At 71.5% G+C, this 15,511-nt stretch carries 10 protein-coding genes; 2 read left to right on the forward strand and 8 right to left on the reverse strand.

What is annotated here, in order from left to right:
* Positions 1–8 precede the first annotated feature (8 nt).
* On the forward strand, positions 9–1,121 hold the full coding sequence (locus tag ABH920_RS12085) for an MFS transporter (protein WP_370349040.1): 1,113 nt from the start codon (positions 9–11) through the stop codon (positions 1,119–1,121).
* Positions 1,122–1,141: 20 nt separating this feature from the next.
* Positions 1,142–1,810 carry a hypothetical protein gene (locus ABH920_RS12090; protein WP_370348992.1) on the forward strand — a complete coding sequence of 223 codons (669 nt, stop codon included), beginning with the start codon at positions 1,142–1,144 and terminating at the stop codon, positions 1,808–1,810.
* Between the two features lie 27 nt (positions 1,811–1,837).
* On the opposite strand, the gene ABH920_RS12095 is transcribed toward ABH920_RS12090, so the two are convergent.
* The 8 genes from ABH920_RS12095 to ABH920_RS12130 all read right to left on the reverse strand — a co-directional run bounded on the left by ABH920_RS12095 (position 1,838) and on the right by ABH920_RS12130 (position 15,407).
* A complete protein-coding gene (locus tag ABH920_RS12095) occupies positions 1,838–2,209 on the reverse strand; it encodes a hypothetical protein (RefSeq protein ID WP_370348993.1) in 372 nt (123 codons plus the stop codon).
* Positions 2,210–2,247: 38 nt separating this feature from the next.
* Complete coding sequence (locus ABH920_RS12100) at positions 2,248–6,780, reverse strand: RHS repeat-associated core domain-containing protein (RefSeq protein WP_370348994.1); 4,533 nt, start codon at positions 6,778–6,780, stop codon at positions 2,248–2,250.
* Positions 6,781–7,071: 291 nt separating this feature from the next.
* Positions 7,072–8,871, reverse strand: a complete 1,800-nt coding sequence (locus tag ABH920_RS12105) for a DEAD/DEAH box helicase (RefSeq protein ID WP_370348995.1) — start codon at positions 8,869–8,871, stop codon at positions 7,072–7,074.
* A gap of 85 nt (positions 8,872–8,956) precedes the next feature.
* On the reverse strand, positions 8,957–11,236 hold the full coding sequence (locus tag ABH920_RS12110) for a xanthine dehydrogenase family protein molybdopterin-binding subunit (RefSeq protein WP_370348996.1): 2,280 nt from the start codon (positions 11,234–11,236) through the stop codon (positions 8,957–8,959).
* On the reverse strand, positions 11,233–11,796 hold the full coding sequence (locus ABH920_RS12115) for a (2Fe-2S)-binding protein (protein ID WP_370348997.1): 564 nt from the start codon (positions 11,794–11,796) through the stop codon (positions 11,233–11,235). Before ABH920_RS12115 ends, ABH920_RS12110 begins: the two co-directional genes overlap by 4 nt.
* 88 nt (positions 11,797–11,884) lie before the next feature.
* The gene (locus ABH920_RS12120; protein WP_370348998.1) at positions 11,885–13,369 is read right to left on the reverse strand and encodes a xanthine dehydrogenase family protein subunit M; all 1,485 of its coding nucleotides are present in this window, start codon (positions 13,367–13,369) and stop codon (positions 11,885–11,887) included.
* A gap of 5 nt (positions 13,370–13,374) precedes the next feature.
* Positions 13,375–13,674: a DUF3039 domain-containing protein gene (locus ABH920_RS12125; RefSeq protein ID WP_370348999.1), complete on the reverse strand. Its 300-nt coding sequence runs from the start codon at positions 13,672–13,674 to the stop codon at positions 13,375–13,377.
* Positions 13,675–13,760: 86 nt separating this feature from the next.
* A complete protein-coding gene (locus tag ABH920_RS12130; RefSeq protein ID WP_370349000.1) occupies positions 13,761–15,407 on the reverse strand; it encodes an RICIN domain-containing protein in 1,647 nt (548 codons plus the stop codon).
* Between the last annotated feature and the right edge of the window lie 104 nt (positions 15,408–15,511).

Genomic DNA, 15,511 nt, shown 5'->3' on the forward strand with positions numbered 1-15,511 from the left:
GCAACCGCATGGCCGTCTGGGGCCTGGCGCACGCCGTCGACGACATGTACCAGGGCCTCGTCCCGGCCAGCGTCCCCTACTTCGTCCTGGAACGGCACTACAGCTACCTCGCCGCCTCCGGCCTCACGCTCGCCGCGACCCTCGGCAGCGCGCTCCCACAACCGGCGATCGGCCTGGCCGTGGACCGGTGGCGGCTGCCCCGGATGGCCGCGGTCGGCGTCGCGATCGCCGGGACCGGCCTGGGGCTGTCGGGCCTGGCGGGCCCGTACGCACTGGTCTGGCTCTGCATCCTGATATCAGGACTCGGAGTCGCGATGTTCCACCCCGCGGCCGGCCGCTCGGCCCGCGAGGCCGCCGGCGACAGCGCGAGCGCGATGAGCGTCTTCGCGGCCGGCGGCAGCGTCGGCTTCTTCCTGGCACCGGTACTGGCGACGCCCGCGCTGAACGCGTGGGGCGTCGGCGCGACGGCCCTGTTCATCCCGCCGGCGTGGCTCATCGCCTTGGTGCTGCTCAAGAAGCGCAGCGGCACCCGGCACGCGCACGCGACGACGACCGGCGGCCACGACCGCTGGGGCCCCTTCGCCGCGCTGACCGGCGTCGAGGTGGTCCGCTCGGCGGCGTTCTTCGGCATCAACACCTTCATCGAGCTGTACTGGCTCAAGCACCTGCACGCCTCCCGCACCCTGGCCGGCGCGGCCCTCGCCTGCTTCCTGGTCGGCGGCGTCGCGGGCACGCTGCTCGGCGGACGCATCGCCGACCGCTTCGGGATGGTGCGCACGGTGCAACTCGGCACCGCGCTGACCGTGCCGATGCTGGTGGCGCTGCGCATGTGCCCCGGCAGCATCGCACCGCTGGCGTTCGCGGTCCTGACCGGACTCGCGCTGAACATCCCGTTCGCCGTGCTGGTGAAACTCGGCCAGGACTACCTGCCGGGACGCCCGGGCACCGCGGCCGGCGTCACCCTCGGGCTCGGCGTCAGCGCCGGCGGCCTGCTGGCGCCGGTGTTCGGCCTGATCGCCGAGCACAGCGGGCCGCAGGGGGTGCTCACCGCGCTGTGCGCGGTGCCGATCGCGGGCCTCGTCCTCGGCTTGCTGCTACGGGAGCCCGGTGATCTTCAATAGCGATGCTGTTCAATAGCCCCGTGACCGTCCAGGATCTGGCAGCACGGCTCCCCGAGCCGGAGGAGCTGCGCACCACCTGCCGCGCGTTCGGCGTACTCGACGCGGCCTTCAGCCTCAAATACCCGAAGTACATGTTCACCGCCGCCTGGCAGCCGGGAGTCGACCTGGCCCGCATGGACAACGGCGGCGGCGACCACTGGGACATCGCCTTCGAACCAGCAGGCGTCTTCCTCTACGGCTTCGACCACGAATCCGAGGCCACACCCTGGCGCGACGAACCCCGCGCACACTGGCCGGGCCTGCTCGACGGACTCCCGCCCACCCTGGCCCGCTGGACCGAGGAGAAGGCGTTCCTGTTCGAGGAGTTCTTCGACGCGACCCTCTGCATCTGGCGCGAAACCGCCGACAGCGCCTGGCACTGCGGCCCGGTCGAGTTCGACGGCGACGCCTCCTCCACCGACGGATCAGGCTGGATGTTCGGCAGCGTCCTTGAGGGCGGCGTTGCGGGCTACATCGATCACGCCAAGTACTACTTCGAGCGGGAGATCGACGCGGAGGCGGTGCGGGCGGTTTTCGCCGGAGAGCCGCTGACTGCGGAGCTCGTCCGCGTGCTCAACCCCGATGCTGATTTCGCGGCGGTCGCGAAAGTCGCCGCGGTGGCCGGCTATCCAGTAGTCCCGGCGGTTTGACCTGGTGGCGGGTGCGGCTGGAGTCGATCAGTAGGCGCTGACCCACGTGTACTCGGTGAGCAGAGCCGGCCAGTCGTCGACTCGCAGCAGGGCTTCCAGTCCCAGTTCCCTGTCCACGAGCGCCCCCTTCGGCACCTGCCCGTCGACGCCGCCCATGATGATCGTGACGAGTTCGTCGTCGTCGGACGTCTGGAGGTAGAAGTAGTCGTCGTCCGAGGCCATGCTGACCACGCAGTAGTCGTCCGCGACCTGCACGATCAGCGACCTGTCGGTGTCCTCGCCCCAGGAGACGTTCGGTGCGTTGGCCGTCTTGAGCTGTGCGTACTCGGCCGGCAGATCGGCTCGGGTCACTGTCTTCTCGACATGGGTCGGATACATCAAGGTGATCTGGTAATCCACGATTGTCTCTCCCTGCACCGTTTCGCGGTTCCGGCAGCCTATGCGATCTTGCCGGTCGCGTCCCAGACGCCGACCAGTCCACGGGGATCGTAGACGGTGATCGAGTCCAGGTTCAGCAACTTCACGTACCCCTTGATGGACCTGTTGCAGAAACCGCACTGGTTGCGGTCGGTGTAGATCGCGGCATTGCCGCCGCTGTAACCGCGCTGGGATGCCTGATAGGCCATGTCGCCCTCAGCGTGGTCCACGTACGACTGCGGCATCAAGCTGTTGCCCTTGCCGGGGTAGGCGTCGGTGCGCTCGGCCAGTCGGCCGTTGATGCCGTAGACGGGTTCGCGGCCGCCGTCGAACTCCATCTTCCCGAGGGTGTTGAGGGTTCCCGGCGGAGGGTTCTTGCCCGCCGCGAGGTACGGGGCAGCGATCGCGTCCTCCTCGTCGACGGTCTTCATGCCCATCCCGCCGCGCATGCCCTCCAGTTCCTTGCCCACGGCGATCGGGCAGGAGAACAGGCCGAGCGGGTCGCTCTCGACCAGCGGGTTCGTGACGTACGCGGTGTTGTTGTCGGCCGGCGCGAAACCGAGGGGGTCGGGCGACAGGTACGCCGCCGTCTCCGGGTCGTAGTACCGGTGGACGTTGTAATACAGGCCGCTCTCGTCGTCCCGGTACTGGCCGGGGAAGCCGAGCGGGCAGTCGGTGGTGCTCTCCGGCGCCACGATTCGCCGACCGTACAGCGAGCGGGTGGTGTACCACGCCAGCCGACCGTCGGAGGTGACCAACTCCATCGGGGTGCCGACGGCGTCCGTGACGATCGCGTGGAACTCCTCGTCGATCTCCTCCTGCGGAGCGTCGGCGGCCCAGCTCCGCCGGGTCTGCGCCACCGGCTTGAATCCGCGCGGCTCGTAGTCCCACGTGACCGTGGTGCTGCGGCCGTCGGGGGCGATCCGCAGTTCCTCGGCGACCCGAGGTCCGTCCCAGCTGAAGCGGACGGTGTCAGCGACCGTGCCGTCGGCGGCGATCCGGGTTTTGGCCGTGCGCCGGTCCAGCGGGTCGTAGCTGTAGGACCAGGTGTCTCCGTCGGGTCCCGTGAAGCCGGTCAAGCGGCCGTCCGCGTCCCAGCTGTACGTCCAGATCCGGCGTCCGCCGGACAGCGTTCGGCGGATCTTGCGGACCAACTGTCCGGCGTCGTCGTACTCGTAGGTCGTGCGGTGGTCGCGGTCGATCCGGGTGCCGGTGTGGGTGCGTTCGCGCGAAGCGGGCTCGTCGCGGTCCTGGTCCTGGAGCTGCGGTGTCTGCGCGAGGCTCAGATTGCCCAGTGCGTCGTAGGCATAGGTCTCACGCCAGGACGCGGCCTCGACCGCGGTCACCCGGCCGGAGAGGTCGAGCTGGTAGACAGTCGTGCCGCGGAGCGCGTCCCTGGCCTCCACCGGGAGTCCGTCGGCGCGGTAGCTGACACTCCGGCTCTGCAACGACACCGGCTCGGCAGCTCGGGCCGCCGCTGCGGGGTCCTGCCCCGGGTGCGACCAGATGCCCTGGACGAGGGGCCGTCCGACCGAGTCATAGGTCTGGCTCAGCGAAGCTCCGGGGCCGAGCAGGCGGAGTGTCTCGCGCCCGGCCGCGTCGTACCGGAATTCCAGGGCCCCGGCCGTCCCCGTAGCGCTCTGGTGGCGGCCGGAGGCGTCATAGCTCCACCGGGTCGTGACGCCGCCCGGCGTGGTCCGCTCGGTGCGCTGCCCGACGGCGTCGTAGACGTTCACGAGCGTGCGGCCGTCCACTGTCTCGGCGGTCACGCGGCCGAGCGCGTCGCGCTCGTACGAGATCGTCGATCCGGCCCCGGTCGCCGCCCGCAGCCGCCCCGCCTCGTCGTAGGCGTAACGGAAGACGTCGCCTCCCGCGTACCGTTCCACCACACGGCCCTGCCCGTCGCGCACGAAGGTGACGTCCGTGCCGTCCGGGCCGGTCCGGGCGACCAGGCGGCCCGCGGCGTCGAGGCGATAGGCGAGCCCGACGCCGTCGAAGGAGGTCTCGCCGACCAGGTTGCCGACCGCGTCGTGCTCGTAGCGCCAGGTCAGCCCGGTCGGACCGGTGACCGTGGCCAGGCGCAGCTCGCTGTCGTAGCCGAACAGGTAGCGGCCGCCGTCGGGATCGGTGCGGGCCGTGACCTTGTCGAAGGGCCCGTATTCGAACACGGTGACCGCCCCCGCCGGGGTGGTGTAGGCGACGAGGTTGCCCTCGGGGTCGTACTCCCAGCGCTGCGTGGTCCCGTCCGGCGCGGTCTCGCGGACCGGACGGCCCAGGGCGTCGCGCTCGATCGTCGTGACCGCGCCGAGGGGATCGACGTACTCGACGATGCGGCCGAACGCGTCGCGACGGCAGCGGACGACTCCGCCGGTCGGGTCCACCACCTCGACCGGAAGCCCAGCCGCGTCGCAGACATGGCGCTGCGACGCGCCCAGCGCGTCCGACGACCGCGTCAGAAATCCTCGTTCGTCGTAACGGAAGCCGCTGACCGCCCCCAGGGGATCGGTCACGGCGATGAGCCGGCCGCGTGCGTCGTACTCGTAGCGCCACACCGCGCCGTCGGGCGCGGTGAGTTCCACCGGGCGGTCGAACGCGTTGTAGGCGGCCCGCACCCGCGTGCCGTCCGACCGGTTGACGCCGAGCTCGTTGCCGCGGTCGTCGCGGACGAACTCGGTGACCTGTCCCAACTGGTCGACCTGGCGCATCAGGTGGCCGCGCGGATCGGAGCGTATTTCGCGCACCCCGCCGAGGGCGTCGGTGATCAGGTCCGGGTGGCCGTTCTCGTCATGGCGGTAGGTCGTCCGGAAGCCGAGGGAGTCGGTGACGACCGTGGTACGGGCCTCGTCGTCGTAGGCGAACGCGGCGGCGAGCAGACCCTCCGGGTTCGAGCCCCGGACGACGCGCCCCGCCTCGTCGTACTCGTACCGGTACGTGACGCCGTTGCGGTCGATCCAGGCGGTGATCCGGTCGGCGTCGTCGTAGACGTACCGGAAGGCCGTGGCCGAGGCGTCGACCATTTCAGTGAGGCGGCCCGCTTCGTCGTAGCCGAACTCGCGGACGAGGACGCTGCCCTCGGTCGCGTCGAGGAGGCGGATGCCGGTGAGGCGCGGCCCGCCGGCCGTCGGGCCGACGTCGATGGCGACGCGGTAGCCGCCGTAGTGCTCGATGCCGGTCGGGATTCCGTCGGCGGTTCGCAGGATCTCTATTCGGTTGCCGTTGCGGTCGGACAGGGCGGTCAGATCACGGATCTGGCCGGCTTCCTCGCGATGGTGCACCACGCCGAAGTGCCATGTCGTCCCGCCGCGGACCGACTCGATCCGGATCTCGTCGTTCTCGCGATCCCACGTCAGGGACAACAGCTCGCCCCGTGCCGTGTGCACCGGCTCGGCGCCGACCGGGATCGGGAAGTCGAGGACCTGGCAGTCCTCGCCGGCGAAGTGAATGCCCGCGGCGTTGACGGAGACCCGCTGGTCGAGGAAGGACGCCCAGCCGGGGCCGAACAACCGGCCGGCGGAGTAGGCCGACGCATAGGAACGACCCACCACGAGCGGGAGCACACCGGGCAGGAAAAGGTCGGTGTCCCCCTTCAGCAGCATCTGACCGGACACCACGTCGACCGGGTCGCCGGCGGTCAGGGCTTCTTTGTTGGCTCGGGCGCCGATCCGCTCCAGCGCGGCACCACCGAACTTCTCAATGGCCTTGCCGCCGAGGAAGGTGAGCCCGAGCATGCCGGCGCCCATCAGGGCATCGCCCCAGTGGCCCTGCATGGCGTCGCCGGCGATCTCCAGACCCGTCCCCGCCAGGGCGATCAGGTTGTCAGCTTCCGCGAGTCCGGCGGTGATGACGTCGACGCCGGGGATCCAGGAGGTGGCCAGGGCCAGGACGTCCAGGATCGGCGCGAGGTCGTTGGCGATCTCGGCGATCTTGCCGCCCCACTCGGCCAGGTCCGCGCCGAGGTGTTCCCACCAGTGCTTGTTGTGGATGCCGTCGGATTGGGCGTGGCCGATGGCGCGGGCGCAGGCTTGGGCGGCGGTGATGCGGTCGTGGTAGGCGTCGTTGGCCTGTTTGGTCAACGCGGCCATTGTGGCTTTGGCGTTGGTCAGGTTGGTTTGCGCGGTGTCGTGCGCGGTTTGGGCGTCGGTGACCGCCTGCGGGTTGGGGCTGGCGGCGTGGTTCTGCTGCGCCGTCTTCAAATCGGCCGCCGCGCTGTTGGCGTTGGTGGTGGCGCGCTGCAGGTCCGCGTTCGCGTCCTGAGCCTGCCGCAGCGCGGCATCAGCCTTGGACTGGGCTGCCTGCAACGCTGGCGCGTACGCGGACAGTGCGTCGGAGGCCTCGCTGTAAGACGTGTACAGCTTCTGCAAACGCCCCGGCAACGGACCGTACTGGTTCTTGAACGAATCAGCGGTCTGACCGACCCACTGCATCGCCGCCGTGTCGGAGCCGAACGCGTTCAGGCTTCGATACGCCGCCTCCACATCATGCGCGAAATCCCCGAACTCCCTCGCCAAAGCCTGCACCGACTCCACCACGCCCGGCGTGGGGTCGCCATCCAAGCCCAGAATGTCCCAACCAGTAGGACGTGCCATCCCCCGAAGCCTCCCCGTTTCGAGTCGCCGACCGCAGCGAGACGCCGACTACAGCGCATGGCCGCTGCAGCGAGTCCGGCAGGAACTGAGCTGGGTCTGGCGCGAAGCAAGTCGTCGCTGCTCAAGCCAAATGCAGAATACTGAGCTTACAAAATCTTCGGACGGACAAGTAGCCTGGCAGCGTGCACTGACCTGCTGCCGGCTAAGGGGCTTGTTCGGGCCAGCAACCGCGGCAGGCGGCAGGGCAACGACCAGCGCCTAATACCCGCCCTCGGCAGCCCACCGCCGCACCATGTCAATCCGCTTCTGCAACTGCGTAGCAGTAGCCTGCGCCACCGCCGGCCCCCCGCACGTCCGCCGCAGCTCGCCGTGGATGGTCCCGTGCGGCTTGCCGGTCTTGTGGTGCCACGCGCCGACCAGCCCCTGCAGCTCCTTCCGGAGCTCCAGCAGCTGCTTGCGCGTCATCACCGGACGTTCCTCGGCCCCGACGATCGCCTCGGCCTGTGACCGCAACAGCGCCTTCTTGCGTGCGCTGCTCAGGTGCATCTGCTGCCGCTTCGCCAGCAGAACCTTGATGTGCTCCGGGTCCAGCAGCCCCGGCAGGCCCAGGTACTCCGCCTCCTCGCGCGAGCCCGGGTCGGCCGGGAGGCCGAACTCCGCGCCGTCGTAGAGGACCCGGTCGAACTCGGCCTCGGAGTTCAGGGCCTGGAAGGTGAAGAGTTCCTCTTCGTAGCCCTGCTCCTTTTCGGTGCGGTTGGCCTCCGCGAGCAGTGCCTCTTCCTCGCCCCAGACGTCCTCGGTCGTGGTGGCCTGGGTCGGCTTGTCCAGCGCGTGGTCGCGCTGCTTCTCCATCTCGTTCGCGAACTCGAGGAGCATCGGGATCGAGGGCACGAAGACCGACGCCGTCTCGCCGTGCCGGCGGGCGCGCACGAAGCGGCCGACGGCCTGGGCGAAGAACAGCGGCGTGGAGATGCCGGTGGCGTATACGCCGACCGCCAGGCGCGGGACGTCGACGCCCTCGGACACCATGCGGACCGCGACCATCCAGCGGTCGTCGTTTTCGGTGAACTCGGAGATGTTCTTCGAGGAGTCGGGGTCGTCCGAGACCACGACCGTCGGCCGCTGTCCGGTGATGTCCTTGAGCATGTCCGCGTAGGCCCGGGCGGCGCCCTGGTCGGTGGCGATGACCAGCCCGCCGGCGTCCGGGATGCCGCGCCGCACCTCGCGCAGCCGGCGGTCCGCGGCGCGCAGCACCTGCGGCATCCAGTCGCCGGCCGGGTCCAGCGCGGTGCGCCAGGCCTGTTTGACGGCGTCGTTCGTCATCGGCTCGTTGAGCTGCATGGCGATCTCGTCGCCGGCCTTGGTGCGCCAGCGCATCCGGCCCGCGTACGACATGAACACGACCGGACGCACGACGCCGTCGGTGAGCGCCTCGCCGTAGCCGTACGAGTAGTCCGCGATGCTGCGGCGGATGCCCTCGTTGTCGGGCGCGTAGGTCACGAACGGGATCGGGTTCGTGTCCGAGCGGAAGGGCGTGCCGGTCAGGGCCAGGCGCCGGGTCGCCGGCTCGAAGGCCTCGTAGGCCGCCTCGCCCCACGACTTGGAGTCGCCGGCGTGGTGGATCTCGTCCAGGATCACCAGGGTCCTGCGACCCTCGACGCGGTTCCGGTGCAGCATCGGGTGCGCGGCCACGCCGGCGTAGGTCACCGCGATGCCCTGGTAGTCCCGGGAGGTGCCGCCGGTCACGCCGCTGTAGTTGGGGTCGATCTTTATCCCGACCCGGTGCGCCGCCTCAGCCCACTGCGTCTTCAGGTGCTCGGTCGGCGCCACGATCGTGATGGTGTTCACCACGTGCCGGTCCAGCAGCTCCGTGGCGATGCGCAGCGCGAAGGTGGTCTTGCCCGCGCCGGGGGTCGCGACAGCCAGGAAGTCCCGCGGCTCGCGCTCCATGTACTGCTCCAGCGCCGCCTGCTGCCAGGCCCGCAGCCGCCCCGCGGTGCCGCGCGCGGCCCGGTCCGGGTAGGACGGGGACAGATGGGAGGCCGCCGAGATGCTCACGGTTCCTCCTCTTATTCCACCCGCTTGCTGTGCCTACTCACGCCTTCGAACGCGCGGTCCGTAAGGACCGACCCCCGAGATTACCTCACCCGAGAACCCACCACGCCCGATCGGGTCGCAACGGCAGTCGAAGCGGTGACCCACCCTGCGGATCCCCCACCGCGTCCCGGATCGCGGCCAGCACCGCGGCCGGGGTCGCCATCACCGACAGGTCGCCGACCGGCTTCATGCCGCCCAGCGGCGGCGCGGCGACCGGCAGGCCGTCCGGGCCGATCTCCTCCTTCGCCTCCTCGGCGGTCTCCAGCAGCGCGGCGACCACGACCTCCGGGGCGTCCATCGTCGAGGGTTCGCCCCAGCCGAAGGGCAGATCCGAGCCCTCGGACAGGACGAAGCCGGCGCCGGCCACGGCTCCGGAGGCGACCCGGTGCACGGCCCGGTCCATCACCGCGACCCGGCCCGCGTCCTGCGCGATCGCCACCTGGATCACGTTCACCAGGCCGAGTTCGGTGTCCACGTCCACCACCGCGCGCACCGCGCCGACCGCGACGCTGGCCGCGTCCGAGGTGCCGGTCAGGGCCGGCATGGTCACCATGCGGAACTCGCCGTCGCCGCGCACCACGCGGCCGGACTGGAGGCACTGCCGGTAGGCGTCGTCGAGGGGGAGATGGAAGACGTCGTCGTGCGAGACCAGGTAGCCGTCGATGACCTTCAGCAGCCCGCCGTCGATGCCTATCTGCTCGGCCAGCGACCGGAAGAGCTTCGCACGGACCTGCTTCGCCGCCGCCTCGACCGCGCTGCCGTGCACCCACGCCGGATGCGTGACGGCCGACGACGAGGGCAGCGAGCCGGGGTCCTCCGGCGCCCGGACGGCGACCCGCTCCGGCGCGATGCCCAGCGTGCGCTCGACCGTGACGCGGATCAGGTCGTGCAGGCCCGAGCCGGTCTCCACGGCCGAGCAGGCCACGGTCGCGGCCGGGCCCTCCGCGGTCATCGAGACCAGCACGACAGCGGTCGCGTACTCCCCCAGCTGCGTCGGGTTCGACAGGTCGGCCATGCCCAGCGCGACGCCGACCCCGCGCCGGATCCGGGTCAGCTCCCCGGTCCGCCCGACGGTTCCCGGGTATTCGCGGATGTCCGGCCCCGGCGGGAAGTTCGGCATCGGGGTGTCGAGGATCTCGTGCAGGCAGTCCGGGATCGGCACCGGGGCCGCGGCCGGCTTGCCCAGCGGATCACTCGCGTCCGGGACCAGGTCGCCGGGTCGCAGCAGGTTGCGAAGCCGGACCTCCAGGCCGCCCAGGCCCACCGCCGAACCCGCGGCGTCCATCTGCGCCTCGTAGGCCGCGCACGTCAGCGCCCCGCCGCCGCCGCGCACCCGGCCGGTCGGCGGGTTGTTCGTGCGGACCACGCGGCCGGTGACCCGCACGTTCGGCACCCGGTAGGGCCCGACCGCCAGCCGGCAGGCCTCCTCCAGGATGTCGATCGTGGTGGAGGCGTAGGCGCCGCCGTCGAGCAGGATGTCGGCCTCGACCGCGACCAGGCTGCCGTCCTCGCCCACCACGTGCCGGTAGCGCAGCTGCGCCGCCGGGCGTCCCGGATGCGCCGGGGCGTCGCGCGGGACGACCGCCTTCACCGGCCGGCCGGTGGCCATCGCCAGCAGCGCCGCCTGCACCTGCAGGCCCACGTCCTCGCGGTGGGTGTCGGCGCCGCCGACCCGGGTCGGGATGACGTGCACCTTCTCCACCGGCAGGCCCAGGCACTGCGCGACCACCTCGCGGTCGCCGCGCGGGGAGACGGTCGCGACGTAGATCTCGATCCCGCGCTCGCCGTTGGGCACCGCGATCACCACGGCCGGAGCCGCGGGCCGGGAGGCGACGCCGTCGAAGACGTACTCGCCCTCGACGATCTTGCGCCCCGCGGACTCGGCGCTCGCCGGATCGGCCAGCGTCGCCGGCTCGGTGCCGAAGGCCAGGGTGGTGGTGTGCAGGACGTTGCCGTCCGGGTGGATCGGCGGCGCCGTCGAGGCCTGATCCGGGTCGTGCAGGGGCCGCAGCGGGTCCCAGATCACGCGCACGCGCTCGGCCGCGGCGCGCGCCAGCGCCGGGTGCTCGGCGGCCACCACGGCCACCGGCTCGCCGATGTACCGGGCCACGTCGGCGGCCAGCACCGGCTGGTCGATGGAGCGCGGGCCGTGGAAGTTGTAGCCAGGCAGGTCGGCGGCGGAGAGCACGGCGTGCACGCCGGCGATGGCGCGCGCCGGCCGCATGTCCAGGCCGCGGATCGCGGCGCTGGCGTGCGGGGAGCGGGTGACGCCCATCCACAGCATGCCCTCGGCCCGCAGGTCGGCGGGGAACTTGGGCTCGGTCACGCGGGCTCCCCGGCCTCGACCACGTACGCCGGCATCTCGCCGGAGTCGGAGATCCCGGGTCCGGCGGCGCCCGCGTCCCCGACGCCGGCCTCCCCGGCCCGGGCCACCGCCTCGATCCAGCGTCCGGACTCGGCGCAGCGGCAGACGATCCCGGCCAGCGCCTCCCGGACCGCCGCCGGCCCCGGATCGGCGTTGCGGTGCAACAGATCGGTGATGGCGACGGTGAGCGCCGGGGCGCAGAATCCGCAGGGGCTGGCGTTGGCGGCCTCGACCGCCTCGCGGGCCGCCTCGAACGCCGCGTCCTGGGGCGTGCGCACGTCCCGGTCCGCCGCGGCGACCGCGGGCACCAGGCACGCCGCCGCCAGCCGGCCGTCGAGCGTGACCAGACAGGACCCGCATTCGCCGACCCCGCAGCCGTCGCGCGGCTCGTCGAGGTCCAGGCGCTCGCGCAACACCGCCAGCAGCGAGTCGCCGATCCACACCTGCGGCACCGGATATTCGTGCCCGTCGACGCGCAGCGTCAGGCCCACGGCCGGCCATTCCACCGCCGACTCGCTCACCTGTGGCTCACTGGTCCATCCCCTTCGCCCGGCGGCGCCGGCGGATGCCGGCGGCCCAAAAAGTCCCACTGTCCTACTGAACTACCGGCTACCGGTCCTGGTTCCGCGCCTGCTCGGCCCGTTCCACCCGCTGCTTGGCACGCTGGAAGTCGGCCCGCTTCTGCAACTCGCGGACCTGGTCCAGCCAGCCCAGCGGCGGCAGCGCGCGCAGCAGCGCCCGGCGGGCGCAGATCTCCACGGCTTTCCGACGATACGGGTCGCCGCCCCCGCCGAGGGTGCCGCTCCCGTCGCCGTAGACGAGCGAGTCGGCGACCAGGCGGCCGAAGGTCTCGTAGACGGTCGGGTCGGCGATCGCGCCGGCCTCCCAGTCCACCTGCTCGGCCAGCCAGCGGTCGGCGTGGTCGGCGCGCAGCAGGGTCGGCAGCCCGCCGCGGCCGGTGCCGGACGGCAGCGCGGCCAGCGCCATCGCGCCGACGACGCAGGTCGCGCTGCGCCGCGCCGGATCCACGGCCAGCATGATCGACAGGATCGACCGCGAGATGCCGCCGCGGACCCCGATCTTCATGAAGCCCTGCATGCCCTCGACGACCGGCACCCGCGCGCCGACGACGAGTTCGCCGGGGGTGAGCTGCGGGACGCCGTCGCGGTCGTAGAAGTCGGACACCGAGACCGTGCGCACACCGTCGGCGGAGGCCACCAGCACGGACGCGCCGAGCGCGGCGAGCACCACCGGCAGGTCCGCCGAGGCCGGGCCGACCACCAGGTTGCCGCCGAGGGTGGCGTTGGCGCGGACGTGCGGCGCGCCGACCGTGCGCGCGGCCTGGTTCAGCGCCGGGACCTGCTGGCGCAGGTCGCGCTGCGACATCTCGGCCAGTGTCAGGCCGGCGTGCAGCAGCACCTCGCCGGGCCCGGTCGACCAGCCGCGCAGTTCGGCGCAGCGGTGCAGGGTGAGGACCGCGCCGGGGTGGCGGCGGCCCTCGGTGATCTCCGGCATGGCGACGGTGCCGCCGGCGATGATCACCGCGTCCGGGTGCTCGGCCAGGACCTGCACGGCTTCGACCACGCTTTGCGGGCCGAACAGGGAGCGCGGGGCGGCTACCGGGGAGCCGGCCAGGCCGGGGCCCACTGCGGGCGGAGCCTGGTCGGCTGCCGAGCCCGGCAACACGCCATCGGCCGACGTACCGGCGCCGACTGGACCTGCTCCTGCTCCTGCTCCGGTTCCGGCACCTGCTTCCGCCGGCACGCCTGCGCCGCCGGAGCCTGCGCCGGCTGAGCCTGCTCCAGCTGAAGCGCCCGAGGTGCCCGAAGTACCAGCGCCGTCGAACCAGCTCGCCGCCGGCGCGCCCGCTCCGACCTCGTCGGCCGTCCCGGCTATCTCGCCGTCGTCCTCATCGGTGTCGAAAGCGCCCAGCTCGAACCCGGGCCGCTCGCCCTCGCCGCCGAAGACCAGCGCACCCTCCGGGCTGCCGGCGGCCCGCACCGGCAGCGCGTGACCGCCGGCCGGCACCGCACCGCCCGCATCGCCCCCGAATCCCCCGTCGCCGGACGGCCCGAAACCGTCCGGCCGAATCATCCCGGTCAGCTCGTCCCGCCGTCCCCGTCGCCGTCACCGCCGCCGGGCTCCAGGCCCTCGAAGATCTCCTTGCACTCCGGGCACACGGGGAACCGGCTCGGGTCCCGCGAGGGCACCCACACCTTCCCGCACAGCGCCACCAGCGGCGTCCCGAAGACGGACGCCTCCATGATCTTGTCCCGCTCGGCGTAGTGCGCGAAGCGCTCCTCATCACCGGGCTCGTAGCGGTAGTCGGACTCGACGCGTTCCTCGACGATCGTCGAGCCGCCGGTGTCCGTGTCCGGTTCGAAAGTCGGCGTGCTCATGCTCTTGAGTCTATGCCGCGCCGCACCCCGGCGAGCAGCGTTGGGGTACGACGCGGCACTGGATCGTTACCTGCAGGTCACGGGGGCTACCCGTGCAGGTAAACGATCCCCAGTTCGTTGAGCTGCCAGAGCTGGTTCGCGGCGCCGGAATACGGCTGGAGCTCGATCACCGGATTCCCGGAGCCGTCGGTCGAGCCGCCGATCGTGGCGACCAGATCCTGGTTCTGCGCCGACGACACCGCGTAGTAGCCGCCGCCTTCCGGCTTGAAGAACCAGTGCTGGTTCGCGTTGCCGTTGCAGCCCCACTGCTCCAGCTTCACGCCGGCCGCGGCCTGACCGCCGGTGGCGTCCAGGCACATGTTCCGGTTGCCGCTGAAGTCGACCTCGTAGGAGCCGTCGGCCTTGATCTCGGTCACGAAGGACTGGTTCAGCCCGCCGGTGGCCGCGTAGGTGATCAGCGGCCGGCCGTTGGTCGAGTCGCCGTCGGTGCCGCCGCCGGAGAAGTCCCAGACGTTCCCGCTCGCCTTGCTGGTCAGCTGGAACCAGCCCCCGTCGTCGACCTGGTCCAGCCAGGGCTGACCGGGGCTCAAGGGCCGGATCGCGGTGCCGTCCTGCTGGTCCAGCGTGCAGTACGACTCAGCGTTCGCCGACGCGTAGAAGTCGCCGAGGCACGCGCCCTCGCCCTGGTAGCCGGCGACCCGCAGGTGGTAGGACTGCCGGATCTCGTCCATGCAGATCAGGCCGCCGAACAGGACCTTCTGGTCGCAGCCGTTGCGGGTCATCTCCGAGGTGTCGATGACGTCGCCGTTGGTGTACTCGTACGGCGAGGACGTGAGCTCCGCGCAGACCTCGTGGCCGTAGCTGACGCGCCGCTGGTCCAGGTACCGCACGCCGGGCACCTGCTCGGCGGCGTGCCGCAGCGCGTCGGAGAACAGCGGCACCACCAGGTTGTGGCCCCAGGCCAGGTCCTCGGTGGCGGCCGGGCAGCCGTTGGCGACCTTGCTGACGTAGTTGTCGACGCCCGAGCGCAGGTCCGGGGTGATCGGCGTGAAGTAGGACTGGAAGACGAGCTGGTAGTCCGAGTCCGCGTAGCCGGCGTTGCGCATGGTCTGCCGGACGTCCTCGATCGCCGCGACCACCTTCGGCTGCACGGCCGCGGCCCGCCGCTGGATCTCGGCGGTGCCGATGGTGTCCCGGCAGCCCTGCGACTGCGGGATCGGGAAGTACTGGTTGAGGCAGGCCTCCATGATCCCGGTGAAGTCGAAGTCGTCGTTGGCGCCGATGGTCAGCACGACCATCTTCACGGTGTCCGTCTTCGCGATGGCGGCCAGCTGCGTGTCCTGCTTCGGCTCGCCGTAGTCGCCGCCGCCGCTGCCGGTGACCGCGGAGTACTGCGGGAGCGAGGCGATGTCCCCGGTCTGGGCGCCGGAGCAGGCGACGTCGAACGGGGTGAGGCCGGACAGCCCGGTGTCGAAGATCTCGGACTTGGTGCTGCGGTGGCAGTAGTCGCTGGGGCCGTCGGTACCGGCGACGTAGCCGTCGTTGGTGTCGGTCCCGGCGCCTTCGCCGGAGATCGCGCTGTCGCCCATCGCGACGATGGCCGCCGGGCCGGCGTGGGTGGCGGCCGGGACCGGGACGGCCTGAGCGGTGCCGCTCCACGTCGACACCAGCGCGCCGGTGAGCGCGGTGGCCGCGAACAGGGCCGTGAGGGGTCTGCGCCGTGTTCTGTTCACAGGTGCTCCTAGCAGGTGAGGGGGTGCTACGGAGATGGAACATGACGATTCCTCAAATATGACTTACCTGCGGGTAGCTAACAAGGGGCATCGACCGCGCGCCG

It is taken from the genome of Catenulispora sp. EB89, assembly GCF_041261445.1.
In the GTDB taxonomy this organism is placed as follows: Bacteria; Actinomycetota; Actinomycetes; order Streptomycetales; family Catenulisporaceae; genus Catenulispora.

Excerpts from the sequence above, each read along its gene's own strand:
- ABH920_RS12120 (WP_370348998.1), bottom strand. The coding sequence starts at position 13,369 with ATGATTCGGCCGGACGGTTTCGGGCCGTCCGGCGACGGGGGATTCGGG.
- ABH920_RS12085 (WP_370349040.1), top strand. The coding sequence starts at position 9 with ATGGCCGTCTGGGGCCTGGCGCACGCCGTCGACGACATGTACCAGGGC.
- ABH920_RS12125 (WP_370348999.1), bottom strand. The coding sequence starts at position 13,674 with ATGAGCACGCCGACTTTCGAACCGGACACGGACACCGGCGGCTCGACG.